Origin of the sequence: Paenibacillus sp. IITD108 (assembly GCF_036541265.1) — a bacterium.
GTDB lineage: Bacteria > Bacillota > Bacilli > Paenibacillales > Paenibacillaceae > Pristimantibacillus.
In genome coordinates this window covers 122,976-148,541 of the sequence record NZ_JAZHCT010000012.1, presented here as the reverse complement: position 1 = coordinate 148,541, position 25,566 = coordinate 122,976, and the positions used below count along the sequence as shown (strand labels likewise).

Annotated in this window: 23 protein-coding genes; 20 read left to right on the top strand and 3 right to left on the bottom strand. The window is 44.1% G+C overall.

Annotated elements, in window-relative coordinates; translation table 11 throughout:
* Nucleotides 1–117 precede the first annotated feature (117 nt).
* From V1L65_RS13140 to glnA, 7 genes are all read left to right on the top strand, one after another.
* Nucleotides 118–2,556 carry a PBP1A family penicillin-binding protein gene (locus V1L65_RS13140; protein WP_331699611.1) on the top strand — a complete coding sequence of 813 codons (2,439 nt, stop codon included), beginning with the start codon at nucleotides 118–120 and terminating at the stop codon, nucleotides 2,554–2,556.
* 178 nt (nucleotides 2,557–2,734) lie between these two features.
* The gene (locus tag V1L65_RS13135) at nucleotides 2,735–3,268 is read left to right on the top strand and encodes a DUF402 domain-containing protein (RefSeq protein WP_331699610.1); all 534 of its coding nucleotides are present in this window, start codon (nucleotides 2,735–2,737) and stop codon (nucleotides 3,266–3,268) included.
* Between the two features lie 19 nt (nucleotides 3,269–3,287).
* Nucleotides 3,288–4,142: a YdcF family protein gene (locus tag V1L65_RS13130; protein WP_331699609.1), complete on the top strand. Its 855-nt coding sequence runs from the start codon at nucleotides 3,288–3,290 to the stop codon at nucleotides 4,140–4,142.
* A gap of 87 nt (nucleotides 4,143–4,229) precedes the next feature.
* Nucleotides 4,230–5,204, top strand: coding sequence for an AAA family ATPase (locus V1L65_RS13125; protein ID WP_331699608.1), 975 nt, complete (start codon nucleotides 4,230–4,232; stop codon nucleotides 5,202–5,204).
* Nucleotides 5,205–5,336: 132 nt separating this feature from the next.
* Nucleotides 5,337–6,572, top strand: a complete 1,236-nt coding sequence (locus V1L65_RS13120; RefSeq protein WP_331699638.1) for a methionine gamma-lyase family protein — start codon at nucleotides 5,337–5,339, stop codon at nucleotides 6,570–6,572.
* Between the two features lie 73 nt (nucleotides 6,573–6,645).
* The gene (locus tag V1L65_RS13115) at nucleotides 6,646–7,044 is read left to right on the top strand and encodes a MerR family transcriptional regulator (RefSeq protein WP_331699607.1); all 399 of its coding nucleotides are present in this window, start codon (nucleotides 6,646–6,648) and stop codon (nucleotides 7,042–7,044) included.
* Between the two features lie 134 nt (nucleotides 7,045–7,178).
* Nucleotides 7,179–8,504, top strand: a complete 1,326-nt coding sequence (glnA, locus tag V1L65_RS13110; RefSeq protein ID WP_331699637.1) for a type I glutamate--ammonia ligase — start codon at nucleotides 7,179–7,181, stop codon at nucleotides 8,502–8,504.
* A gap of 1,592 nt (nucleotides 8,505–10,096) precedes the next feature.
* Here glnA and V1L65_RS13105 read toward each other — a convergent pair.
* Nucleotides 10,097–10,207: a YjcZ family sporulation protein gene (locus tag V1L65_RS13105; RefSeq protein WP_331699606.1), complete on the bottom strand. Its 111-nt coding sequence runs from the start codon at nucleotides 10,205–10,207 to the stop codon at nucleotides 10,097–10,099.
* 78 nt (nucleotides 10,208–10,285) lie between these two features.
* Nucleotides 10,286–10,906 (bottom strand): transcriptional repressor LexA, encoded by a 621-nt coding sequence (gene lexA, locus V1L65_RS13100; protein WP_331699605.1) that lies wholly within the window; start codon nucleotides 10,904–10,906, stop codon nucleotides 10,286–10,288.
* 171 nt (nucleotides 10,907–11,077) lie between these two features.
* Between lexA and yneA the strand changes: the two genes are divergently transcribed.
* The 5 genes from yneA (at nucleotide 11,078) to V1L65_RS13075 (ending at nucleotide 14,341) form a co-directional block, all read left to right on the top strand.
* Nucleotides 11,078–11,443, top strand: a complete 366-nt coding sequence (gene yneA, locus V1L65_RS13095; protein WP_331699604.1) for a cell division suppressor protein YneA — start codon at nucleotides 11,078–11,080, stop codon at nucleotides 11,441–11,443.
* A 210-nt stretch (nucleotides 11,444–11,653) separates the two neighbouring features.
* Nucleotides 11,654–11,860: a DUF896 domain-containing protein gene (locus V1L65_RS13090; protein WP_442955695.1), complete on the top strand. Its 207-nt coding sequence runs from the start codon at nucleotides 11,654–11,656 to the stop codon at nucleotides 11,858–11,860.
* A 43-nt stretch (nucleotides 11,861–11,903) separates the two neighbouring features.
* Entirely contained in the window at nucleotides 11,904–12,890 is a 987-nt protein-coding gene (locus tag V1L65_RS13085) for an aldo/keto reductase (RefSeq protein ID WP_331699603.1), read from the top strand.
* Nucleotides 12,891–12,944: 54 nt separating this feature from the next.
* On the top strand, nucleotides 12,945–13,463 hold the full coding sequence (locus V1L65_RS13080) for a hypothetical protein (RefSeq protein ID WP_331699601.1): 519 nt from the start codon (nucleotides 12,945–12,947) through the stop codon (nucleotides 13,461–13,463).
* An 89-nt stretch (nucleotides 13,464–13,552) separates the two neighbouring features.
* Nucleotides 13,553–14,341 (top strand): HAD family hydrolase, encoded by a 789-nt coding sequence (locus tag V1L65_RS13075; protein ID WP_331699600.1) that lies wholly within the window; start codon nucleotides 13,553–13,555, stop codon nucleotides 14,339–14,341.
* A gap of 102 nt (nucleotides 14,342–14,443) precedes the next feature.
* Here the strand turns inward: V1L65_RS13075 and V1L65_RS13070 are convergent, their stop codons facing one another.
* Nucleotides 14,444–14,989, bottom strand: coding sequence for a 1,2-dihydroxy-3-keto-5-methylthiopentene dioxygenase (locus V1L65_RS13070; RefSeq protein WP_331699599.1), 546 nt, complete (start codon nucleotides 14,987–14,989; stop codon nucleotides 14,444–14,446).
* Nucleotides 14,990–15,199: 210 nt separating this feature from the next.
* Between V1L65_RS13070 and V1L65_RS13065 the strand changes: the two genes are divergently transcribed.
* The 8 genes from V1L65_RS13065 to V1L65_RS13030 all read left to right on the top strand — a co-directional run bounded on the left by V1L65_RS13065 (nucleotide 15,200) and on the right by V1L65_RS13030 (nucleotide 25,438).
* Nucleotides 15,200–17,485 (top strand): DEAD/DEAH box helicase, encoded by a 2,286-nt coding sequence (locus tag V1L65_RS13065; RefSeq protein WP_331699598.1) that lies wholly within the window; start codon nucleotides 15,200–15,202, stop codon nucleotides 17,483–17,485.
* A complete protein-coding gene (locus V1L65_RS13060; RefSeq protein ID WP_331699596.1) occupies nucleotides 17,482–18,795 on the top strand; it encodes a ribonuclease H-like domain-containing protein in 1,314 nt (437 codons plus the stop codon). Before V1L65_RS13065 ends, V1L65_RS13060 begins: the two co-directional genes overlap by 4 nt.
* A 120-nt stretch (nucleotides 18,796–18,915) precedes the next feature.
* Nucleotides 18,916–19,722, top strand: a complete 807-nt coding sequence (locus V1L65_RS13055; RefSeq protein WP_331699635.1) for a TIGR01457 family HAD-type hydrolase — start codon at nucleotides 18,916–18,918, stop codon at nucleotides 19,720–19,722.
* A 27-nt stretch (nucleotides 19,723–19,749) separates the two neighbouring features.
* Complete coding sequence (locus V1L65_RS13050) at nucleotides 19,750–20,565, top strand: Fpg/Nei family DNA glycosylase (protein ID WP_331699595.1); 816 nt, start codon at nucleotides 19,750–19,752, stop codon at nucleotides 20,563–20,565.
* 47 nt (nucleotides 20,566–20,612) lie between these two features.
* Nucleotides 20,613–20,954 carry a cyclic-phosphate processing receiver domain-containing protein gene (locus V1L65_RS13045; protein WP_331699594.1) on the top strand — a complete coding sequence of 114 codons (342 nt, stop codon included), beginning with the start codon at nucleotides 20,613–20,615 and terminating at the stop codon, nucleotides 20,952–20,954.
* A gap of 32 nt (nucleotides 20,955–20,986) precedes the next feature.
* Nucleotides 20,987–22,006 carry an SAM-dependent methyltransferase gene (locus V1L65_RS13040; RefSeq protein WP_331699593.1) on the top strand — a complete coding sequence of 340 codons (1,020 nt, stop codon included), beginning with the start codon at nucleotides 20,987–20,989 and terminating at the stop codon, nucleotides 22,004–22,006.
* A 213-nt stretch (nucleotides 22,007–22,219) separates the two neighbouring features.
* Nucleotides 22,220–23,815: a serine/threonine protein kinase gene (locus V1L65_RS13035; protein ID WP_331699592.1), complete on the top strand. Its 1,596-nt coding sequence runs from the start codon at nucleotides 22,220–22,222 to the stop codon at nucleotides 23,813–23,815.
* A gap of 72 nt (nucleotides 23,816–23,887) precedes the next feature.
* Nucleotides 23,888–25,438, top strand: a complete 1,551-nt coding sequence (locus V1L65_RS13030; protein ID WP_331699591.1) for an ABC-F family ATP-binding cassette domain-containing protein — start codon at nucleotides 23,888–23,890, stop codon at nucleotides 25,436–25,438.
* Nucleotides 25,439–25,566 lie beyond the last annotated feature (128 nt).

The following is a 25,566-nucleotide window of genomic DNA, read 5'->3' as shown; positions in this document are numbered from 1 at the left end:
TAGCCAGCTAGCAGGTTGCCGTATGTTTTTATTAAAGTGCATAATAAGGAGAGAACTAAAGACTCTAATAATTAAAGACAGAGGAGTCGAGCACAAGCAATTGGAGGGGAGACATCTATGGCTGAACAAACAGGACAGGCACCAAAGAAGCGCACGAGCAAGGCAAAGAAAAAACGACGAATGTCCGGCATGACGTGGTTTTATGTCGCCTTTTTCTCGATAGTAATCGCTATCGTATGCGCGATTATAGGCTATGTGTTTATCATTATGAATGGCGAGCGTTTGCTTGCTGAGCATGGCAATAAGCTTGAATTTGGGGAAGCGTCGATTATTTATGACATGAATGACAATGAAATAGCAAGACTATATGATATTAATGAGAATAGAGAGATTGCAGAAGCAGATGAAATTCCAAAGCTTCTATTGGATGCATTTGTAGCAACTGAAGATCAGCGGTTCTATGAGCATTCCGGCTTGGATTTCTGGGCGATCGGCAGAGCGCTCGTAAAGGACGTCATTGCGCGCAAGGCGGTGGAAGGCGCAAGTACGATTACACAGCAGCTTGCCAAAAACGTATTTTTATCAGCAGATAAAACGTTGTTCCGTAAGGCGACAGAAGCTTCGATCGCGGTAGCGCTGGAGCAGAAACTAACAAAACCAGAAATTTTAACGATGTATTTGAATAGAATCTTTTTTGGCAGCCGGGTGCATGGCATAAAGGCAGCTGCAGATTATTATTTTGATAAGGACTTGGATCAGCTGGAGCTGTGGGAGATGGCAACGCTGGCAGCTATGCCGAAAGCTCCAAACCGTTACAATCCTGTTAACCATCCTAAGGACTCCAAGGCTAGAAGAGCCGTTGTGCTTAAGCTGATGTATGATCAAGGCTATATTACTGAAGCGGAGATGGAGAAGGCCAAAGAGGTTGAGTACAAAGCGCCTGCCAATCAGGCTCAAAAACGGGTTGAGAAGTATCCTGCATTTATCGATACGATAATTGACGAAGCAATTGAAGTCACTAATAAGTCCGAGGAAGAGCTGCGCGTTGGCGGTTACCATATTTACACGACGCTTAATCCGCAAGCGCAAAAAGTAATGGAAGAGCAGTTTAACAATGACAATAATTTCGATGAGAGCGTTGACGAGCAAAAGTCGCAGGCAGCCATGGTAATTATTGATCACCGGACTGGCGAAATCCAAGCTTTGTCCGGAGGCAGAGATTATGTGAAAAAGGGCTTGAATCGAATTAATTCAAAACGCCAGCCCGGCTCAGCTTTTAAACCGATCAGTGTTTATGGTCCAGCTCTGGAAACAGGGAATTACTTCCCTTGGTCTAATTTGAAAAATGATCAAAAATGCTTTGGCAACTATTGCCCTCGCGACCGCTGGGGAGCAGTGCCGGTATCTATGACTCAAGCAGTAAAAGATTCACGCAACCTTACAGCAGTCTGGCTGTTGAACCAAATTGGCGTGAAGCGAGGCGCCGAATTTTCTAAAAAGCTAGGCATGGAGCTGCCGCAAGAGGATTATAACTTGTCGCTTGCGCTTGGGGGATTAACAACTGGGGTTACTCCGCTCCAAATGGCGACAGCCTACAGTATTATTGCCAATGGCGGTCAAACCGTCGATCCGCATACGATTCGAACGATTAAAGGGCGCAATAACTACAAATATGAGTATAAAGCGCCGGAAGTTAAGCAAATTATATCTAAGGAAACAGCCTGGTACTTGACCGAAATGATGCTGGCCGTCGTTGAAAAGGGCGGCACTGGGGTAAGAGCAGCGATTGACAGGCCGGTTGCAGGTAAAACAGGTACAACGCAGCATGGTATTCCAAACTATACAGGCAACGGCATTAGGGATGCATGGTTTGTCGGCTATACGGCAGAATGGTCGGCAGCCGTTTGGATGGGCTATGATGATTCCGATAAGGATCATTTGCTGAAAAACAACAGCTCGCAGGCAGCTTCGCTATTTTCCAAAATCATGGAACCTGCCATTAAAAATGTGAAAAAGTCCAGCTTCAAAAAGCCGCAAGTAGTTAAGGAAGTGGAAGTTAGCGCTCCTAGTGCAGTTAAAAACTTCCAACTGGAATTTGACCCTGTTGAACTGAAGGTTGTATTAAGTTGGGACCCGCACCCAGGCGAGAATATTACGTTCAAGGTTTATCGCAAGGAAGAAGGGGAACAAAATTTCAGTCACTTCGGTGATTCGACATCGAATACAATTTGGGATACAAGCGTGTTCGGGGGCAAAAAATATACGTACTATGTAGTAGCCTACGATGCCGAGAACAATTTGGAAAGCGCGCAGTCTGAGAAGCTTTTCATAGCTGTGACTGATGATCAGTGGGAAAATCCTGATATTCCAATGGAAGAATTTCCAACATTGCCGCCTACTGATCCGATAGAAACGGATCCTGGTGTTGATGATGGAGAGGGTTCAACTGAGCCTCCAGTTGAAACAGAGGTACCAACTGAAACCCCGACCAATACGGAGCCGCCGCCTATCGACGAAGGTGAGGTATTTGAGGAATTGCCGGTTGAAGGGAACTAAAATTATTATTGAAAAAAGACTGATCACTGGCGTCAGTCTTTTTTCTTTCATACCTTGTTACTAAGCGCCGCTGAGGCTCGTAACTGGTGAACGTCGGTAAATTATGGTATTATTTTTAAACATATAAGAAAGTATTAGTATTCTTCTTATTATCCTTGAACGGAAAGGTACTTTCACTATGAAGAGAAAATTTTCTGATCGAGCTAATTGGCGTAGAATTATTAGCAAAACCTATAGCAGCCATTTTTGCAATGACGAGCATTTTCAAGGCCTTGTTACGTTCTATCACATTCATGAGCTGCGCAATCCATTATGGAAAACATATAATAACCGGAAGGTTTGTCTAGCTGATCGGGACTATGTATGGACCCAGCATTTTCCGCAGGGTGAAGATTATGTAGTAACGACAATGTTTAATAACGAAGGAAAAGTCGTACAGTGGTATATTGATATTTGCAAAGCACAAGGCTTTACGGATCAGCAGGTGCCTTGGTTCGATGATATGTATTTGGATATTGTCGTACTGCCGAGCGGAGAAATTATGCTGATGGATGAGGACGAGTTACAGGATGCGCTTGTACAGGGTGATGTAACTGTAAAAGAGGCGGAAAACGCCAAACAAACTGCGGATAAGCTGCTTCAAGCTATTCACGCTGGTCAATTTCCATATTTTGAATTGTCAATGGATCATTACAAACAAAAGTATACATAATACAAGGGAGTTTTTAAAATTGTCTTTAAAAAAGGAGCAAGCCGGCAAGGGGAAAAAAACGAGCCGATCTACTGCTGCTGCCACGAGAGGAACGAGAGAACTGCCGCAAAAAGCGAAAACGAAGGCCAGTGCTGGCGGCGGCTCCGCAGAAGCGAAGACTGCGAGCAGCAAACCGATTAACAAATCTGTCAGTGCCCCTCCTGCTGCAGCGCGGAAAACGACCAGAAAAAGAAAAGCCAAGAAAAAAAAGCCATCGGTGCTTAAAAAGATTTTCAATACTATCATTATTTTATGTTGTCTATTTCTAATATGGTGCGGATATTTAGTTTGGCTAATGAACAATTCTTCTTCTCCGCAAATGGAGCATGCTGATGCAGGCATTATACTTGGCGCAGCGCTTTGGCGCGATCAGCCCAGTCCTGCTTTGAGAGAGCGTCTCGTTAAGGCGGTTGAGCTCTATGAAGCGGGAAAAGTGAATTATTTAGTGCTGTCTGGCGGAACAGGGGGCTTGCTGTCCACGATTAGCGAGGCAGAGGGGATGCGAAACTTTTTAATAGACAAAGGTATACCAGAGGACAAGCTTTTGCTAGAGAGCAAATCGGTCAACACGTTTCAAAATGTTCGTTTCAGTCAAACGGTTATGCAAGAGCATGGCATTAAAAGCTCGATTATTATAACTCATGATTATCATTTACCTAGGGCGATGGAGATAGCTAGCTATTTGAAGCTTGAATCAGTCCAAGGGGCTTCTGTTCATTCCAAGGTGCTAAATCCTGTGTACAATCAAGCAAGAGAAATCTTAGCTTTGACCAAATGGAAGCTGGAATGGCTTCTATTGAATATCGGAATTTTGTCTCCCGAATCGATCAAGTGAATCTGTTAATAAGCGGCTGCAAGCTAGAATAAACTTGTAGTGTGCGTGTGACTAGCCTTCTTGTGTAAAGGAATGGTGATCGGACAGATGAACAAATTTGAATCGAAGGGATCCGAAGGCGGTAGAGACCGGCCGTCTCGACAAATTAATGTTGTTTTGAACAGCCAGCCCACCTATCAAAGCGGTGCTTCCGCCAGAGTGCTGGAGGAAGATATCAAGCTGCCGATAAAGCCGCTCCCGGATGCTGATCATTATTCAGAAATCGAAAAAGAACTCGATGCGATGATTGGCATGGATAATGTGAAATCATTGGTTTATGAAATTTATGCGCTGCTTTACATTGGACGCATGCGATCCGAGGCGGGCTTGACTAGCGGTTCGCAGGTCTATCATATGATTTTCAAAGGAAATCCGGGAACAGGCAAAACGACCATCGCTCGTATTATTGCAAAGCTGTTTCAAAAGATGGGTGTATTGTCCAAAGGCCATCTAATAGAGGTGGAACGCGCAGATCTTGTAGGGGAATATATCGGCCACACCGCACAAAAAACGCGAGATTTGGTCCGCAAAGCAATGGGTGGGGTTTTGTTCGTTGATGAAGCCTACAGCTTGGCGCGTGGTGGTGAGAAAGATTTCGGAAAGGAAGCTATTGACACGCTGGTAAAAGCGATGGAGGACCACCGCAATCAATTTATTTTAATATTGGCGGGATACCCGGCGGAGATAGAAGATTTTCTAATGACAAATCCAGGGCTTCCTTCCCGATTTCCAATTCAAATTCAATTTCCTGATTACTCTATTGACCAGCTGCTGCAAATCGGAGAATTGATGATGAAGGACAGAGAGTATGTACTGCTGCCTGCTACTGTTTTTAAATTAAGAGAGTGCTTGCTGCAAGCGAAGATGAATGAGCTTTTTTCGTTTAGCAATGCCAGATTTGTACGAAATATTTTAGAGAAAGCAATACGTCACCAAGCTGTAAGACTGCTGCATATGTATGCCAATTCAGCCCCTAGCAAGCAGGAGCTGATGACGATCAGGCCGGAAGATTTAAAATCTTGAATACGATAGCGACGGCCAATAATGGCTTGTCGCTATTTTTTTGCAAAATAGGTACAATAGAATGGGATATTTTAATGATCGACGAGGAGACTTCGAATTTACATGAACAAGGAACAGATTTCGGAAAAGCTAATGCTGCTGGCAGAGGAAGCGGAACAGCTTGCTGCGCCTGCCTTCGCACGAATAGACAAAATTGCAGAACGCAACCAGTGGAAGGTTATTGAAGCATTTCAACGCCATCAGGTGAGTGATTACCATTTTGCAGGATCAACGGGCTATGGGTATAATGATCGCGGGCGGGAAATACTGGATTTGGTATATGCGGATGTTATGGGAGCTGAAGCAGCTCTTGTAAGGCCTCATTTTGTATCGGGAACTCATACGATCAGCTGTGCGCTGTTTGGGCTGCTGCGTCCAGGCGATGAACTGTTATATATAACAGGAAGGCCTTACGATACGCTTCATAAAGTTATTGGCGCTCCCGAGGATGGGCTGGGCTCATTACAGGATTGGGGAGTAGGATACCGTGATGTGCCGCTCCTTGCTAACGATGAGCTGGATTGGGAAACAATCGAGCGGTCCATAAATGAACGCACGAAGGTTATTGGCATACAGCGCTCGAGAGGCTATGATTGGCGCTCTTCGTTTACAGTAGAGAAAATTGGAGAAATGACAGCTAAAATTAAAAGCATCCGATCCGATCTAATCGTATTTGTAGATAACTGCTATGGCGAATTTACTGAGCTGCTCGAGCCAACAGCTGTTGGCGTAGATATTATGGCCGGCTCGCTGATAAAAAATCCGGGTGGCGGAATAGCCGAAACCGGCGGATATATTGCTGGAAAGCAATTTGCGGTAGATGCAGCAGCGTATCGATTGACGGCTCCAGGCATCGGAGGAGAGGTGGGCGCGATGCTCGGAACGCTGCGTGCTATGTTCCAAGGCTTATTTTTGGCGCCGCACTTAGTTTCCCAAGCGGTAAAAGGCAGCGTGCTCGCTTCAGCCATGCTGGAAACGATGGGTTTTGTGACGAAGCCCCGCTGGAACGATCCGCGGACAGATTTAATTCAAGCGATACAATTTGGCAACGCGGACCATTTAATCGCATTTGTACAGGGTATTCAGCAAGCGGCCGCTGTTGATGCCTATGTTACACCAGTACCTTCTGCAATGCCGGGCTATGAGAATGAAGTAATTATGGCTGCTGGAACATTTATTCAAGGCGGGAGTCTGGAGCTTTCTGCGGATGCGCCGATAAGGGAGCCGTATATTGCTTATTTGCAAGGGGGATTAACGTATGCTCATGCCAAGTATGGCATACTGACAGCGCTTCGGCGTATGGTAGAACGAGGGCTGATTATTATTTAATTTGATATTGTTGACACGTTTCTGTACGATAGATACACTAATTTTATTAAGCTTGACGGAAGGCTGGTGCGAAATGGCTGATGAAAATCGCAGAAGTATGGCGTTATTTCCAATTGGCATAGTAATGAAGCTTACAGACTTAACGGCCAGGCAAATTCGATATTATGAGCAGCAGGGTTTAATTCTCCCTGCAAGAACGTCTGGAAACCAACGGATGTTTTCTTTTAACGATGTAGAGCGTTTGCTTGAAATTAAAACAATGATTGAAAAAGGCATTAATATTGCGGGCATAAAGCAGGTTATGCTGCCAGCTGCGGAGGCGGATACCAGCGAGACGCCGATAGAGGAGAGAACTCCGGAGAAGCTGTCACGCAAGCAAATACACCGTTTGCTGAAGCAGGAGCTTATGCAGCAGCGGCCTGGCAAGGCCTCGATGATTCAAGGTCAATTGTCGCGCTTTTTTAAATTATAAAAGGGTTACGAATAACAGCTGTTTGCTTGTTGAAGAAATCATGTGGTCATAGCAGTCGGATAACCTATGGTTTCATTTAAAGCAGATGCAAATAGTAAGGCAGTCTTGGCTCTGACCGTGAAGGAGATGTAATGATGGGGTACACAAAGGAAGATATTAAGCGCATTGCCCAAGAGCAGGATGTTCGTTTTATTCGGCTGCAATTTACAGATTTGCTCGGCATGATCAAAAATGTTGAAATTCCAGTCAGCCAGCTAGATAAAGCGCTGGATAATAAAATGATGTTTGACGGTTCTTCTATCGAAGGCTATGTTCGGATTGAAGAGTCGGATATGTACTTGTATCCCGATCTTGATACATGGGTAGTATTTCCTTGGGTTGCGCAGGATCGCGTCGCCAGATTAATTTGCGATGTATATATGCCTGATGGCAAGCCGTTTGCCGGCGATCCGCGCGGCATATTAAAGCGAGTGCTGAAGGATGCGGAAAGGCTTGGATATTCAGCAATGAATGTCGGCCCTGAGCCTGAATTCTTCCTGTTCAAAACGGATGAGCGAGGCGAGCCTACAACGGAGCTGAATGACAATGGCGGCTATTTTGATCTGGCTCCTATGGATATGGGTGAAAATTGCCGTCGGGATATCGTTTTAACGCTGGAGGAAATGGGTTTTGAAATTGAAGCTTCCCATCATGAGGTTGCTCCTGGCCAGCACGAAATCGACTTCAAATATGCGGATGCGATTCGAGCCGCTGACCAAATCCAGACCTTTAAGCTTGTCGTCAAAACGGTTGCAAGGCTGCACGGCCTGCATGCTTCCTTTATGCCGAAGCCGCTATTCGGCGTCAATGGCTCTGGCATGCACTGCCATATTTCTTTGTTCAAGGACCAAGTTAATGCTTTTTACGATGAGAAGGATAAGCTTGGGCTGAGCGAAACTGCAAGACATTGCATGGCCGGGATTATGAAGCATGCCAGATCAATGGCGGCTATTACGAATCCGACTGTCAATTCCTATAAAAGGCTTGTTCCTGGTTATGAGGCGCCTTGCTATGTAGCGTGGTCCGCCAGCAATCGTTCGCCAATGATTCGTATTCCTGCATCGCGCGGTTTATCTACGCGTATTGAGCTGCGTAATCCTGATCCTGCTGCGAATCCGTATTTGGCGCTCGCTGTCATGCTAAAAGCCGGTCTCGATGGGATTGAAAACAAGCTGGCGCTTAAAGCTTCAACTGATTGCAATATTTATATTATGTCGGAAGAAGAACGGTTTGAGGCTGGCATTGAAAGCTTGCCGGCAGATTTGAAGGAAGCGCTCGACGAAATGATCAACAATGAAGTGATTGCAGATGCGCTGGGCGAGCATGCGTTAACCCATTTTTATGAGCTTAAAGCAATCGAATGGGATATTTATCGTACGCAGGTGCATCAGTGGGAGAGAGATCAGTATTTGACGCTATAAAGGTGAGGTTTGCATGAAGTTAGAATTTGGCGCTTAGGGGCTAGGTTTGTATGTAGCTAGAATTTGGCGCTTTAGAGGCTAGGTTTGTATGTAAGCAGAATATGGAGCTTTAAAGGCGAGGATGAATGAACGCTTTAATAGGCTAGGATTGCATGAAACTTAAATTTAAAGCGTCATAGCAAGCAGTAGTAACCTTATTGAGTTTTGCGGGCCTGCGGCATATGTGACTGGGGGAAATCGTTATTTACCTCTTAACGATGTCTGGGGGCTGGCGATACAGTGTGGATGAAGCACAAGAGTAGGCATAAAAATAGAAAAAACCAATTACTAGTGTCTGACTGTATACGAAATTTCAAATACATTTGGACGTTTTCGGGTAGCGCCTGACTATTCTGTATGAAATTTCATATACAATTGCGAAAATTAGGCCGTTCCTGCTAATTCTGTATGAAAACTCATATACAATTGCGAAAATTAGGCCGTTCCTGCTAATTCTGTATGAAAATTCATATACAATTGCGAAAATTAGGCCGTTCCTGCTAATTCTGTATGAAAATTCATATACAATTGCGAAAATTAGGCCGTTCCTGCTAATTCTGTATGAAATTTCATATACATTTGCGAATGTTGGGTCATTCCCGCTAATTCTGTATGAAAATTCATATACAATTGTGAAAATTAGGCCGTTCCTGCTGATTCTGTATGAAATTTCATATACAATTGCGAATGTTGGGTCATTCCCGCTAATTCTGTATGAAAATTCATATACATTCGCGAAAATTAGGTCGTTTCTGCTGATTCTGTATGAAATTTCATATACATTCGTTACTCAATGCTTAGTAGCTAATTTCATCGGTCAATTGAGGCTGGCGATAAGTGGGTAACAGAAGAAAAGATCAATTAGAAGATCAATTTAACAAAAAGAACGCTGATAGGCGTTGCCCTAAGGGCAGTGTTTTCCACTTAGAATCCCCAAAAAACCAAAATTTTTAAAACTGAGTACAGGAAATCAGGCCGTTGAAAAACGCTAACGGAACTGAGACACGCTATTGTACGGAAATCAGTTTATTCTAAAAGCTAACGGAACTGAGAAACCTTATTTACTCAAAATCACTACCTAATCGGGGAAAAGATCACCTATAGCGCTCCACAGTTCCGTTACAGTTTTAAAACCCCTTTTTTTGCTAAATAGAGCCTCTCAGTTCCGTTATAATTCTAAACAGATGGCATTACGACTTTTGCTCGGTTATTTAACTACTACAACGAATCGACGGCTTCCCGCTTATTGCTTTAGGTCTGTTATCCGGGCTATTAAGCTGCTGTGAAGCTTTTGCAACACGCTGAGAACGCTGATAGGCGTTCTTTTTGCTTGGTGAGAATAATATTTATCGATGCATCATGTACATTTTGTGGAAGTATCGGAGTATCAGATATGTATATTTGAGTTGTGAACATAGTGGTTGCTGCGATCTGGTGCATGATAGCCTGCAATGGATTGGGCGCAAAAGAAAGGCAGCTGCAAATGCGACGCATTTGCAGCTGCAATATCACTGATGGCCTATGATTAGGACATTGCTAATTCAGATCAGTAATTAGCAACATCCTTTGTTGCCCCATCCAAAACTGCATGTGATAATCACCAAGAGGATGAAAAGTACAAGGATCGCACCTGCGTTTGAAAAAGCTCCACCTACTGCTGACATAATGTTCTTCACCTCCCCAACTTGTGAATATGTTATAGGTTATGCACTATGGGGAGGAGTTGACTGGGTGTTAGTGGATTAATGCAAATCTCTAAATAGTCCTATGACTTTGCCTAAAATAGTTACGTGCTGGAGCCTGATAGGATCCATCGTCTCATTCTCCGGCTGGAGGCGAATATGATCCTTTTCTTTATAGAAGGTTTTCACGGTAGCTTCGTCGTCTTCGGTCATTGCAACGACAATCTCTCCGTTATTAGCAGTTTGCTGCTGGCGGACTATTACGAAATCGCCATTATGTATACCTGCTTCAATCATACTGTCACCGATTACATTAAGGATAAAAACATTGTTATCGCCTACAAAATGTGATGGCAGAGGGAAGTATTCCTCAATGTTCTCTGTAGCTGTAATCGGGATCCCTGCCGTTACTCGGCCTACAATAGGCACGTTCGCTACAGGAAGCGGGATGACGTTGCTCTCGGTGTCCTGATTCAATATTTCAATAGCGCGGGGCTTGGTCGGGTCACGGCGTATAAAACCCTTCTTCTCAAGCCGGTCCAAGTGTCCGTGAACGGTCGAGCTTGACAACAAACCTACTGCCTCGGCGATTTCGCGAACCGAAGGCGGATAACCTTTATCTCGTACTTCTTGCTTTATAAATTCAAGTATTGCATATTGTCGTTTGGAAATCTTGGACACGACGATCAACTCCAATCCTAATATTGTGTAAAATTATAACATAGAACCGCCGTTCGCACAAACATAGGTTCTCCGAACAAATATTCTTATTTTGTATTGACCCAAACGTCTGTTCGTGTTATTCTGATAACAGAACAAATGTTTGGGGTGCTGATAATGATGATGACAAATTTGAGTACATACAAATCTATTTATAATGATACAGTTAAGATTGAGCCAGTTAAGCAGAAGAAAGTGCTTTCCGGGAAAGGTTTTTACAAGAAAGTTGTTATGAGTACAGTGATTTTAATGATTTTATTTACATGCTTTAAGCTGATCGGGACTAATGCTACGACCAATTCTTCTGCAGAGCCGCAAGCCGGTGAACAGGTTATAGTCGTTCAGTCCGGAGATACGCTATGGAGCATTGCTAAGCAATATATAGATGAATCTGACGATGTTCGATATATGATTTTTAAAATTCAAAGCCGTAACGTTTTACAATCATCGCATATTGTTCCGGGACAGAAGCTCATTATTCCAAAATTAAAATCATAGTTGAGAAGAAGGAGTGTTGGCTTCGGCTTACTAATTAGTTTCCTTTTAAATATTTACATTAGCATGGACTGCTCAAATTTTTGATTTGAGCAGTTTTTTTATTTTTAATGTTTCTCATTCAGAACTAATCAGCACTCACTTTTAGTGAAGAACTTGACAACACATCTCTACAAGTGCAAAGTAAGAAGTGATAATTAATTGTTTGAGAGGATGGGGCAAGCAGTAATGGATATTGATCAATTAATAGCTAGAATTAATGAGTTATCTCGCAAAAGCAAAACATCAGGTTTAACGAATGAGGAGATTGCAGAGAGAGACGAGTTAAGAAAGCGATATTTGAATAATTTCAAAAGAAACTTCAAGCAGCAGCTTGACAGTATCAAGTATGTTGAGGATGAAGAGGATTTAAAACACTGATTCTGTACGGCAATATATAACATATATAAGGAGCTGGAACTGGATGAAGTATAAATTATTGGGCAGAAGCGGGCTTGCTGTTTCGGAGCTTTGCCTCGGCACGATGACTTTTGGCAATACAACTTCAGAGAGCGAATCGATTGAAATGATTGAGCGGTTTGTTGAACAGGGCGGTAATTTTCTAGATACAGCTAATGTATATGTTGGAGGCAAGTCTGAAGAAATTGTAGGAAAAGCCATGAAGAACAAACGTTCGGATATTGTGTTGGCAACTAAGGTGCGGATGAGTACTTCAGATGATATCAATGGCTCTGGACTTTCGCGTAAACATATTATGGACAGTGTTGAGGCAAGCTTAAAGCGCCTGCAAACTGATTATATTGACCTATACCAAGTTCATACTTGGGACGCTGCCACGCCAATAGAAGAGACACTGCGCGCGTTAGATGACTTAGTTTCATCTGGCAAGGTAAGATATATTGGCTGCTCTAATTTTTATTCCTGGCAGCTGATGAAGTCATTGGCATGCAGCGAAATGAACCGTTATGTAAAGTTCATTTCAATTCAGCCCCAGTACAGCCTGGTAAGCAGACAAATGGACCGTGAAATGCTATCCTTATGCAAGGAAGAAAATATTGGCTTTATCCCGTGGGCTCCCCTCGGCGGCGGATTTCTTACAGGACGCTACAACCGCAGCGAGCCTACCGAAGGCCGGTTGACTGCCAAGGCAGGAGAAAGCTCCTGGGGGCTTCGCGCGAATGAGCGCAACTTCCAAGTTTTAGACGCCGTACAGTCAGTCGCAGAGCAGCTGGGGAAAACACCGGCACAGGTGGCTTTGCGTTGGTTGAATCAGCTGGAAGGCATGACGTCACCAATTTTTGGAGCTCGCACTTTAGAGCAATTTAACGATAATATGGGCGCAATTGGCTGGGAAATGCCGCAAGAGGTGTGGAACCAATTAAATGAGGTTAGTGCACTAGAGGCGGATTACCCGAATCGCTTTATTGATAAATTCAAGCGCAATATTTAAGGAAAGCAATTTTTGGAATTATTCTGACAGTTTTAATAGTAGGAGGAATATGATTTGTCACGATCTTGGGAGCGCAAAGTGCGCAAAAATATGGAACAAGCCAATAAAGCAAGAAAAAAGCAAGGTTCAACCTTAATTAATACGAGCGGCGGAAGCTCGGTTAATGATGGCTTGCGTTTTGCAGGACGGAATTTTATTGTGCCATCCTTGCTAATTATTTTCATTGTAGGCTATTGCTTTTTAATGCTGACAGCCCCTAATTACGTGCCGGATACGATGTTTTGGGTTACGATAGGCTGTTATGTATTATTGGCAATGTTGTTTTTCTTCCGCAAGCCTTATTTGAAGGTAGGTAAAGATTTTGTTCAATCTCGCCGCTTTACAGGGGACAAGCGTATGCCGGCAGCTGATATTAAAGAAATAAGAGTGCATAAGGATTATGTCGTTGTATTGCCGCAGAAGGGCAGCGCATGGACATTTTCAAGAGTATTGAATCGTTTTCCAACGGAACAGATGTCAATGGAGCTAACTACCTTTGCACAAAAAAACAATATTAATTTGGTTAATCAATAATTAGTAATTAGTAATTAGTAATTAGTAATTAGTAATTATTAATTATTTGATTCGTAGTCGAATTATAGAAATAGGAGAGAATGTGCACGATGGCTAAGCAAGCTGTTTTATTTGATTTGGATGATACTTTGCTATGGGATGACAGAAGCATTAAGGAAGCCTTTCAAGCTACCTGCGAGACGGCTGCGGCTGCGACAGGAGTAGATGCTGAAGAGCTTGAGCAGGCTGTGAAAAAAGAAGCTAGAGCGCTATATGAATCATATGAAACATACTCTTTTACAACAATGATCGGGATTAATCCATTTGAAGGGCTATGGGGCAATTTCACGGCAGGCGATCAGCCTGAATTCCGCAAGATGGAAGCTATTGTGCCACAATATCGGAAAGACGCTTGGACAAACGGACTAAAAGCATTAGGAATTGACAATGCTGCACTAGGCGCTGAGCTTGCAGAGCAGTTCCCGGCAGAGCGTCGTTCCCGTCCAATTGTATACGAGGAAACTTATCGTGTGCTGGAGCAGTTGAAGAAAGACTACAAGCTGCTGCTGCTAACCAATGGGTCTCCTGACCTGCAAATGGAGAAGCTGGCAGGCGTACCGCAGCTGGCGCCTTACTTTGACCATATTGTTATTTCCGGCCAATTCGGTCAAGGCAAGCCAAGAGCCGCTATTTTCGAATATGCGATGAATAAGCTTGGCATTGCTGCAGAAGAAGGCGTTATGGTAGGAGATAAGCTCACTACCGATATTCTTGGCGCCAATACAGTCGGAATGGATTCTGTATGGATTAACCGTCATGGCATCGTTCGCTCTGATGAAATTGTACCGGTTTACGAAATAACTAATCTTGAGCAATTATTTGATATTGTAAAAAAATAAAGATCTTACTAGCAGCAAAAAACCTCCAGTCAGCCTATTGATAGGTGCTGGAGGTTTGTACTTTTCAGCGTAAGGGCGTATAGTAAAAAGATACGCTGTCCACTAGTTTTTTGATTGGAATTGCGGATCAGCAAATGGATGGGCAATCCAGCCTTCAGTCTCAATAAAGAGACGAACGGCAACGATTTGTCTGTTTTCCATCAAAGTGAAAAAATGAGGCTTATGCTCAGGCACAGAAATAACATCGCCTGCTTCAAGCTCAACATCGAAGTAGCCCACATCATCTGTACCTTTAATAATGAAAATACCTTTACCAGCCGTAATAGCGCGAACTTCATCCTCGGTATGAGTATGAACGTTCTCGAATTTTTTCAGCAATTCGTCCAAATTAGGCGTAGCATCTGACAAAGCGATAATATCCCATGTCAAATATCCGCGGCGTGCAGCAAGATCGCGTATTTCATCATCAAAAGTGGCAAGAATTTGTTGTTTTTCTTCATCAGAAAGAACAAATTTATTTTGCAGCTCAGCTGGCAGCTTGGATGGATTCCAATGCTCATACAGTACCTCTTGGCTTTCTAAAAATGCACGAACGTTTTCCTCTCCTTGAATGCGTTCGCCAGTGTTGCGGATTTTAACCTCAGCCACTTCCATCCCCTCTTTTCCCATAGAAATTAAATGATATAAATAGTATAAATGAAAAAGATCATATTGTCGAACAAAATACTCACAGCCAATCACGCATGAAAGGCATATTACTCATTGCAGTGCGAACATGCATTCTGTACAATAAGAAGACAGTATAGTTGTTGAATTCAGCTGCGGAGCTGGGGTTATTGAAGTATAGGAGTGATAGCAATGAACCGTTGGACAGGCAGAAGCGATAGCTTGGAGGAATGGCTGGAGGAATTGAAGGGGATGGAGGAAATTATGGCGAATGTGACCCATTGGCGAACGATTCCGCCGCGCGCCTCCGTTACTTGCCCGTTGCCGCAGGATTTGCACCCGTCGTGGAGAAAGGCGCTTTCGAATAAAGGAATTGAACAGCTTTATGTACACCAAGGCTCAGCTTATGCTGCAGCAAGAAGAGGCGAGCATGTCGTTGCAGTGACACCTACAGCTTCCGGGAAAACGCTCTGCTACAATTTGCCAGTTATTCAAGCCATTCTGGAAAATGACGAAGCAAGAGCATTGTACATATTTCCTACTAAAGCGTTGGCGCAAGATCAGGTTGCCGAGCTGCAAGTGCTGGCAGACGCTATGGAAGCAGGCTTAAAAACACATACCTATGATGGGGATACGCCGCCAAATGTCAGGTCTGTCATTCGCAGCGCCGGACATATTGTAGTTACAAATCCGGATATGCTGCATTCTGCTATATTGCCGCATCATACGAAATGGGTAAAGCTATTTGAAAACTTGAAATTTATTGTAATAGATGAAGTACACGCTTATCGGGGCGTTTTCGGCAGCCATGTTGCCAATGTGATTCGCAGATTGAAGCGTATCTGCAAGTTTTATGGATCCTCACCGCAATTTATTTGTGCTTCTGCAACGATTGATAATCCTAAGGAGCATGCAGAACGGCTTATTGGAGAAGAGGCTGCTCTAATCGACAACAACGGCGCTCCGATGGGAGAGAAGCATTTTGTGTTCTACAATCCTCCTGTCGTCAATAAACAGCTGGGCATACGCCGCAGCAGCGTGCTTGAGACGAGAAAGCTGGCCGGATATTTATTAACGCAAGGCGTACAAACAATTGTATTTGCAAGAAGCCGGGTACGTGTAGAGCTGCTGCTTACCTATTTGCAGGATTTGGTTCGCCATCAATTAAAGCGCGATACAATAAGAGGATATCGGGGCGGTTATTTGCCCAAATTACGCAGAGAAATTGAGCACGGACTGCGCTCTGGCGAAATTAGAGGAGTAGTGAGCACGAATGCGCTGGAGCTGGGCATCGATATCGGCCAACTGCAAGCATGTGTGCTCAATGGCTATCCGGGAACGGTCGCCAGCACCTGGCAGCAATCAGGCCGCGCGGGAAGACGAGCAGAGAGCTCCGTCACTTTTCTTGTAGCAAGCAGCAATCCGCTTGATCAATATATGATACAAAACCCTGATTTTTTCTTTAACAAACCGCCTGAAAGAGCACTGATTGAGCCTGATAATTTACTTATTTTAATTGATCATGTCAAATGCGCAGCCTACGAGCTGCCTTTCCAAGCGGGTGAGAGCTTTGGAGCAGAACGGCTTGAGGATATGATGGAATTTCTCGTAGAGGAAAAAGTGCTGCATGAAGCCGGCAACCGCTGGTATTGGATGGATCAGTCGTTTCCTGCCAATCATATTTCGCTGCGGACAGCTGCAGGCGAAAATTTTATTATTATAGATATTTCCAACCAGAATAAAGTTATCGGTGAAGTCGATCGGTTCAGTGCTCCAACGCTTATCCACGAGGAAGCTATCTACATTCATGAGGGCGTGCAGTACCAGGTGGAAAAGCTCGATTATGAAGAGAAAAAAGCTTATGTTCGCCTTGTTGATGTAGATTACTATACAGATGCCAACCTGGCAGTAGATTTAAAGGTGCTGCATGTGGACAAGGAAAGCATGCAAGGCAGTCTGCATATTCAGTATGGCGAGGTGACGCTGCAGGCAAAACCGACGATATTCAAAAAGATTAAGCTGAGAACGCATGAAAATATAGGTTCGGGGCCGATTCATTTACCGGAAGAGGAGCTGCATACTTGCGGCTATTGGTTTTCGTTTCAAGATGAGCTGGCACAGCAATTAAGTAAAAACGATATGCAGTCAGCCCTGCTTGGTGTTGCCAATGTGCTTGTTCATATCGCACCGCTTTATTTGATGTGCGATCCCTTTGATATTCGCGTTGTACCGCAGGTTAAAGCTATTCATACTGAGAAGCCGACCGTGTATTTCTATGACCGATATCCTGGTGGCATCGGATTAAGTGAAAGATTGTATGAGGTTCATACGCAATTATTGGCACAAGCTGAGACGCTAATTGAAAGCTGCGGCTGCCAAAGCGGTTGTCCTGCCTGCGTGGGTCCAATTGAAGAGGTTGGACTGCTCGGCAAGCAGCTTGCTAAACAGCTGCTGTCAGAAGCGAGGAAAAGCTTATGAGCAGCTTGCGATCAAGAATGAATCGGCTGACAGGCACGACACCAGTGAACGATGAGTTATTGTCTGAAGCTGCAAAGCGCGAGGAGCTAGGAGATAGTGAACTTGAAGCAGAGACGAGTAATACTAACGATTTAATTGAGACATTGGACCCTAGATGGCAAAGCTTGGACGTAAAGCTGTATCAGCACGAGCAGGGCAGCTTTTTATTGCGCCGAATCCGGTATCCGCTAAGCAAGCGGCATGGCTATTATGCGCTTGAACAATTACAGGCAGCAGTCAGTCATTTAACGGCCTTCCATCCAGCACAGCAGTTCAGCAGCACGGAGCTGTTATTTTTGGATTTGGAGACGACAGGCCTCGGAAGCGGAGCAGGAAATATACCGTTCATAACTGCAATCGGATATATGGAACGGGACGGTTATGTATTGGAGCAGGCATTTATACGGCATCCTGCCGAGGAATACGCAATGCTGGCGTATTTATTGGAAAAAGTAAGCAGCTTTAAAGTATTGGTAACGTACAATGGAAAAACCTTTGATTGGCCGCTCATCGAAAACAGAATAATTATGAATGGATTAGGCAAGAAGCATAGCTGGAAGCCGCTTCATATTGATTTGCTTCATCCTTCACGATCCGTTTGGCGCAATACACTTGCGTCCTGCAAGCTTAGTCATGTCGAGGAGGAAAGGCTGGGCATTGATAGAATAGACGATGTTCCGGGCTCGCTGGCACCACAGTTGTACTTTCAGTATTTGGCTGAAGACAACCCGCTAATTGTTCAAGGGGTATTTCAGCATAATGAGCTGGACATTCTTTCTTTAACAGCGTTAACTATTAGATTTGGCGAGCTGCTTGGCGGCAGGCTCATTAAAACTTTAGCTCCAACATTAGATCTGGAGGAGCTTGTGCGTACGGGGCTTTGGCTTGAAAAAATGAATGCGTCATTATTAGCAGAACAATATTATGAATTAGCATATCAACATAATGGAAATAATCCCTCGGCTTTAAATATGCTGGCTGCCCGAGACAAGAAGGCTGGAAATTGGGACAGAGCTGTGGTATTGTGGCAGAAAGTCGCTTTGCAGCAGCAGAACAAGGGGAGCTCAAGAATGGACGCTTGCATCGAGCTGGCTAAGTATTTTGAGCATAAAAAGAAGGACTATTTTGTCGCGCTTGATCTGGCAACTCAAGCGCTAGATCAGCTTGCTAATGACTCGTTTGCGGCTATGAACCGCAGCAAGTACAGGCTGGAGCTGGACAAGCAGCGGCAGCGGGTAGCCAGACTGCAGCGCAAGGTTCAGCGTGTATGAATTAAACAGTTGTATCAGCAATAATTGTAAATTGCATATACTGTATTTATACCAGAAGCATTAAGCTAGCTGACGGACAATGGTAAAGCTACAAGCAGGAGAGGATTGAAGGGCTTGAATATGATGAAAGGTTTTTTAATTGATTTGGATGGTACCCTTTATCACGGCTTGAAGCCGATTGAAGGTGCGGGAGCATTAATTGAGTATTTGCAAACTCAGGGGCTGCCCTATCAATTTGTTACGAATAATTCCTCCGTATCAGCTGAAGAGGTAGCTAGACGATTACGGAATATGGATATTCAGGCAAGTGCGGAGCAAGTATGCACCTCTGCTAATGCGGCAGCTGCATATATTGCCAATTTGAAGCCGAATGCACGTGTTTTCGTGATTGGCGAATCTGGTTTGCATGAAGCTATAGAGCAATCGGGCTTGCAAATTACTGATTTGAATGCAGATTTTGTCGTACAGGGCATTGATCGTCAGCTAACCTATGATAAAATAGCAAGAGCGGTTAGACAGATTCATAATGGCAGCCAGTATATTTTAACGAATCCTGACTTGCTTTTGCCTTCAGAAGGCGGACTCATTCCTGGAGCAGGATCAATTGGCGCTATGCTGGAGGCTGCGTCTGGAATCAAACCGATCATTATAGGAAAGCCCTCAGCCATTCTTATGGATTATTCGATAGCCCGGCTGGGAGTTGACCGTAGTCAAACCTATGTAATTGGAGATAATATAGCAACAGATATCGCGGCTGGACAATCAGCAGGCTGTGGAACTATATTGGTTTTTACAGGACTTACAACAAAGGAAAATTATAACCATTATGCCAAGCTTGCAGGCTGTGAGCCTCAATATATTTGCAAGGATTTATTTGAATTGCAAATAATGATTGCCAAATCGCATCAGCTGCTTAACAAGGTTTAAAAGAAAACAGGAGGGAATTTCAGCAATATGCATGAATTACCTGAATTAGAAATACAACGCGCATTTTTGGCCGAGCAATTTGCCGGAAGCAGAATTACACATATCGAATGCAAAGATAAAAAAATGAAAAGCGCTCATGCAGAATCCTTTGCAAAGGAAGTAGTTTCCGCATCGTTGTGGTTTGTAGAGAGACGCGGAAGCAATTTTTTATTCCATTTGGATAATGGCAAGCGCCTATGCTTTTCTTGGACGGACGACGCTCGAATGTACGTGAGCAAAGGCGCTGACGCCAAAGAAAAGGATAAGGCAGCGCTATCGATTTATTTTGGCGATAACAAACTGGCGTTTTATGGTCTTGAAGCGAGTGACATCGAACTGTTAACCGTTCGAGAAGCTGAGAAAAAATATGCTCCTTTGGGCGGCGATCCGTTAGACCGCCATTTGACTGTTCGGCAGTTTAAAGAACGGTTTGCCCGTAAGCGCAGCTCCTTGAAAACAGCGCTTACCGATGAAGCATTGCTTGCTGGAATCGGCAATGTTTATGCGGACGAGATAGCTTTTCGCAGCGAATTATCGCCTGCTATTAAGCTCTCCGAGCTTACCGAGTCTGACTGGGAAAAGCTGTTTGCAGAAATAAGGGCCGTACTCAAGGAAGCGATCCAATTAGGCGGTATTGAGCAAAATCCGCTGCATGAGGAAGATGAGGCCACAGGAGGCTATTATGCTCGCCTGCAGGTTTACGGCAAGGATGGCGAGAGCTGCTCTCGCTGCGGATCGCCTATTATTAAAAAGCTTATAGGCAGAAAAAAAAGCTTCTTATGCAGCAAATGTCAAAAAGAGTAGGATGATGAGCATTTGCTTCATCATTCTTCCGGGATGGAGGAGCAAGGTTGATACATGTCTATTTGGATGATTTCAGAGTGTGCCCCAAAGGCTTTGTGCTAGCCAAAAATGCAGAAGAATGCAAGCTGTTGATTGATGAATATGCAATTGATATTTTATCCTTGGACTATGATCTTGGCTGGGGAGAGCCTTCTGGTATAGAGGTGGTTCGCCATCTTGTTCATACAGGCAAATATCCTCAGCAAATATTTTTGCATACTTCCAGCATAGCTGGACGGCTGCAGATGCATGAGCTGCTGAGCAAAAATATTCCTGCATCGACTAGCTTGTTTGGCAGCGCTATACCGCATTCTTTATTGTCCAAAATAGCTATGCTGCATCAGAACTAATCTTTATTTTATGAATGAAAGAGGCTCGGACTGTGAATCAATGGATAGGAACTGCTAATCAGCACTATGCAAATTATGCGATGGAAGAGCTGCGCCGGCTCATACCTGGCGCAAGCTTCACGCAGCTAGCGGCTAGTGAAGTGTTTATGATGAACAGCCCTCTTGAAAGAGAGGCGCTGCTTGAGCTTGTTTTGGAGCATGAACCGATTTTTTTAAGACATATTCAGCCGGTAGATCGTACAATTGCAATAACGGGAAGTACAGACGACCTTGAAGCGTTGGCCGAAATGGTCCGCAATGCAAGACTATCGTTTGAAAACAAAGATACAGCTGTTCATGTGCGAAAAGCGTCTGGCAGCCCGTATACATACTCCACCGCAGATACAAAAGCTGTTATCGATGCTGTTCTAGAAGATATTGATTCCCAGCCGGTAGTTCAACAGCCAGAAATTATTATCGCCATTTATGCTGGAGCGACCCAGCTATACGCAGGGTTCGCAACACCTGAACAAATGCTGTCGGATTGGCCTGGCGGAGCAGTTCGTTTTCAGCGCGAAGAAAATCAAGTTTCTCGCGCCAAATTCAAGCTGCTTGAGGCGGAAAGAACGTTTGGGCTTCATTATGAGCAATATCGCAATGCGTTAGATGTAGGTGCTGCGCCAGGCGGCTGGACGTCGCTGCTGCTGGAAAGAGGATTGTCGGTTACCGCTATTGATCCTGCCAATATGCATGAATCGCTATCAAATCATCCTGGGCTCATTCACTACAAGCAGAATGCATCTGATGTAAAGCTGCAAAAAAATCATTACGACCTGCTTGTATGCGATATGAGCTGGAGCCCGATGCTTATGAGCAAGCTAGTGCTTGATTTAGAATATGCGCTGGCCGATGATGCTATTGCTGTTATTACGATTAAGCTAATGCATAAAAAGCCTTTGCAAACGATTAGAGAAGTGATCGAACGGCTTCAGCAAAAGTTCGAGCTTATAAAAGCTAAGCAGCTTTTCCATAATCGTGAGGAAATTACACTTTGTTTAAAGCATAAAAAATAATGAACATCATTAGGGAAGCACCCTAAGCATACTGCATGCTAGCAGTAAGCTTAGGGTGCTTTTTTCAATATAAGAAAGAGTAAGTTCTTGTAGCCTTATATCTGTTTTTATATTTCATCGTTAAACGCCACTGTCCAAAGGACGGTAGAGCTGTTTATCCTTGTTTAATAGTTTTTGCAAAGCTATGAATGCTTAATAAAGGAGGAAGCTAAAGTGGAATTGTATTTGGAACAAGGAACAGTGATTGAGAAGCGCTATAAGATTCGCAGAAAAATAGGCTCAGGAGGAATGGGCAGCGTGTATGAAGCATCAGATTTAAGATTGCATGGCAGCGCCAGGGCGATTAAAATTTTTCATAGCAAGCCGAGCGACACACTGAATCTAACCATAGAAGTAAAGCTGCTGCTGCAATTGGAACATCCATCACTTCCAACAATATATGATTACTATGCTTCAACTGGAGCAAATCCTGAAATGATGGTAATGAGCTTTGTTGAGGGTAAATCGCTCGCACAGATGCTTCGAGAAAATCATATCTTTCCGCTTGATCAGCTGCTTCATATAAGTATGCAGCTCGTATCCGCACTCATTTATTTGCATGAGCAGCCAATCCCGATTATACATCGCGACTTAAAGCCATCCAATGTGCTGCTTAATCATCAGGGAAAAGTGACGCTCATCGATTTTGGGATATCCCGTTATTTTAAATTCGGCTTGCACGAAGATACTGTAAAACTGGGCACTTATGGCTTTGCAGCTCCGGAGCAATTTGGCGGAGATTTACAATCGGATGTAAAAACAGATATTTATGGGCTTGGTGCATTGTTATATTGCCTGTGGGAAGGCACAGCTTACAACCAGCAGCAAAATGGCTTACAGCGTAATAAGTTCTTGCTTCGAAGAAAGGGCGCACCTCGCGGTTTTGTCGAGATGCTTAGTATGATGCTGGAGCATAATCCAGCGAATCGCTACTTCTCAATGCGGGAAGTCGAGGCAAAACTGCTGCAGCTCAGCCAATTGAGCCATCTGCATGAGCAAGCGCCTATATGGCCGGCATTTTCGAGTCATGGGCTTACAATAGGCGTATTTTCCTTATACAACGGAGCAGGCTCTACGCTACTTACACTAGCGCTTGCTGAATTGCTTGGAAGAAGCGGGGCTTCCGTAGCTGCTGCTGAATTCCATGACGGCAGCCCTGAGTGGGAAAAGCTGTTGCCAGCAGTGAAGCTATTATCACAAAAAGACAAACATTCGAGATTTTATCATATGCGCAGCACAGCCCTGTCTATTGATTATTATGTTAAAGCTGAGAGGATGGATGTGTACGATCAAAGTTTGCAGCAAATGAGCGAGGAGCTGCATGAGCAGCTTCATGTACGGCTTAATGCGCAGAAGCATAATCACATGATGATAATGGACTTTTCTGCCCGGCAAATGGATGAGGTATGGCAATACTGGGTAGATCATGCGAACTACATTATAGTCGTAGCCGATCCGTTTATGGCAAAATGGTCGCAGAGCAAAGTTGAAGCATTTGACAAAGCAAGTGAAAAAAGAGGGAAGGATTCATTCTTTTGGATAGCTAATAAGATGGAACGGTTCAGGCATGAGGAGGAATGGCTGTCATACTTTCCAATCAAGCCCGCTGCAGCTGTGCCTTTGCTGCCAGCGCGTGAGCTGTTGCAGACGATGTGGTCATTTTCTATGCTTACCGATAATGGTATTCTCCGGAAAATGCTGCATGTGTCTTTTAGGCCAATTTTGTCTAAGCTGCTAAAGGAAATGGATACAAAGAATATAAGGATATGATACAATAGTACGGGCATCCTGTCCGTCTATGACAGGTGAGCTTTAATTTTTGCTGGAATGGAGCTAATTTAGATGAGTTTATTAACGGTTGAAAATTTATCACATACATTTGGCGATCGGGTTTTATTCAAAAACGTATCCTTCCGTCTGCTTGCCGGAGAGCATGTAGGTCTGGTCGGTGCTAATGGTACAGGCAAATCGACATTAATGAGTATTCTGACTGGCAGTCTGCTGAAGGACGACGGCAAGGTAGAGTGGACGCCTCGCATTCGCTATGGCTATTTGGACCAGCATACGAAGTTGGAAGCGGGCAAGACGATTAGAGATGTGCTTAAGGATGCATTTCTTCCCATGCTGCAGCTTGAAGCTGAACTTAACGATATAGCGGGGCAAATGGCTGAAGCGGATGCAGACACGTTGGATCAATTGCTCATACGAATGGGAGAGATCCAGGAGGAGCTTGAAATAGGCGATTTCTATATGCTTGATGTGAAGGTTGAGGAAATGGCCAATGGCCTTGGCCTTAATGCCATCGGGCTGGATCGTGATGTTGCTGCGTTAAGCGGCGGTCAGCGCACCAAAGTATTGCTGGCAAAGCTGCTGCTTGAAAAGCCGACCGTGCTGCTGCTGGATGAGCCGACCAACTACTTGGATGAAGAGCATATATCATGGCTGACGAACTATTTGAAATCATATCCGTACGCCTTTATACTCATTTCTCATGAAACGGGCTTTATGAACGAGGTTGTAAATGTTATTTACCATCTTGAATTTGCCAAACTGACACGCTATTCTGCCAATTATGATAAGTTTTTGGAAATGGCGGATATTAATAAAAACCAACATATTGACGCGTATGAGAAGCAGCAGGAATTTATTAAAAAGCAGGAGGATTTCATACAACGCAATAAAGCCAGATATTCGACTTCCGGCAGAGCGAAGAGCCGCGAGAAGCAGCTGGATCGCCTTGAACGGATTGATCGGCCGGAGGAGGCTGCTAAGCCTACGTTCTCGTTCAAAGAGTCACGCACTAGCGGAAAGACAGTTTTTGAAGCGAAAAATATGGTCATCGGCTATGACCGTCCATTGCTTCCAAGTATGAATATGCTGATTGAACGAGGCGATAAAATTGCAATAGTCGGCTGCAACGGTGTAGGGAAATCGACGCTGCTGAAAACGATACTTGGCGTGATTCGGCCGATTGAAGGCGAAACTTATCAAGGGGATTTTTTAAATCCAGCCTATTTTGAGCAGGAAGCAAAAGCGCCATCCTTAACGCCGCTTGACGATGTTTGGAACGAATTCTCCTTTTTGAATCAGCATGAGGTTCGCGCTGCACTTGCGCGCTGTGGTTTGAAAAATGAGCATATTACACGTTCGCTTAATATGCTTAGCGGCGGCGAGCAGGCAAAGGTCAGACTGTGCAAGCTAATGATGCGCGAGAGCAACTGGATTTTATTCGATGAGCCTACGAACCACTTGGATGTCGTTGCGAAGGCAGAGCTGAAGCGGGCATTAATGGAATATAAAGGAACTGTCGTGCTCGTCTCTCATGAACCTGACTTCTACGAGGATTGGGTTACAAAAACATGGGATGTAGAGCAATGGTCCATGAATAAGTAATAAGCTGAATCAATATTTAAAGCTACAGGGAAATATTTGCAAATCGTGGGGCGCTTGCAATTAGAATTTAGCTTCATTATGATGAAATTAACTAGCATAATGGCTAGATGAACAATCTGTATAAAAAG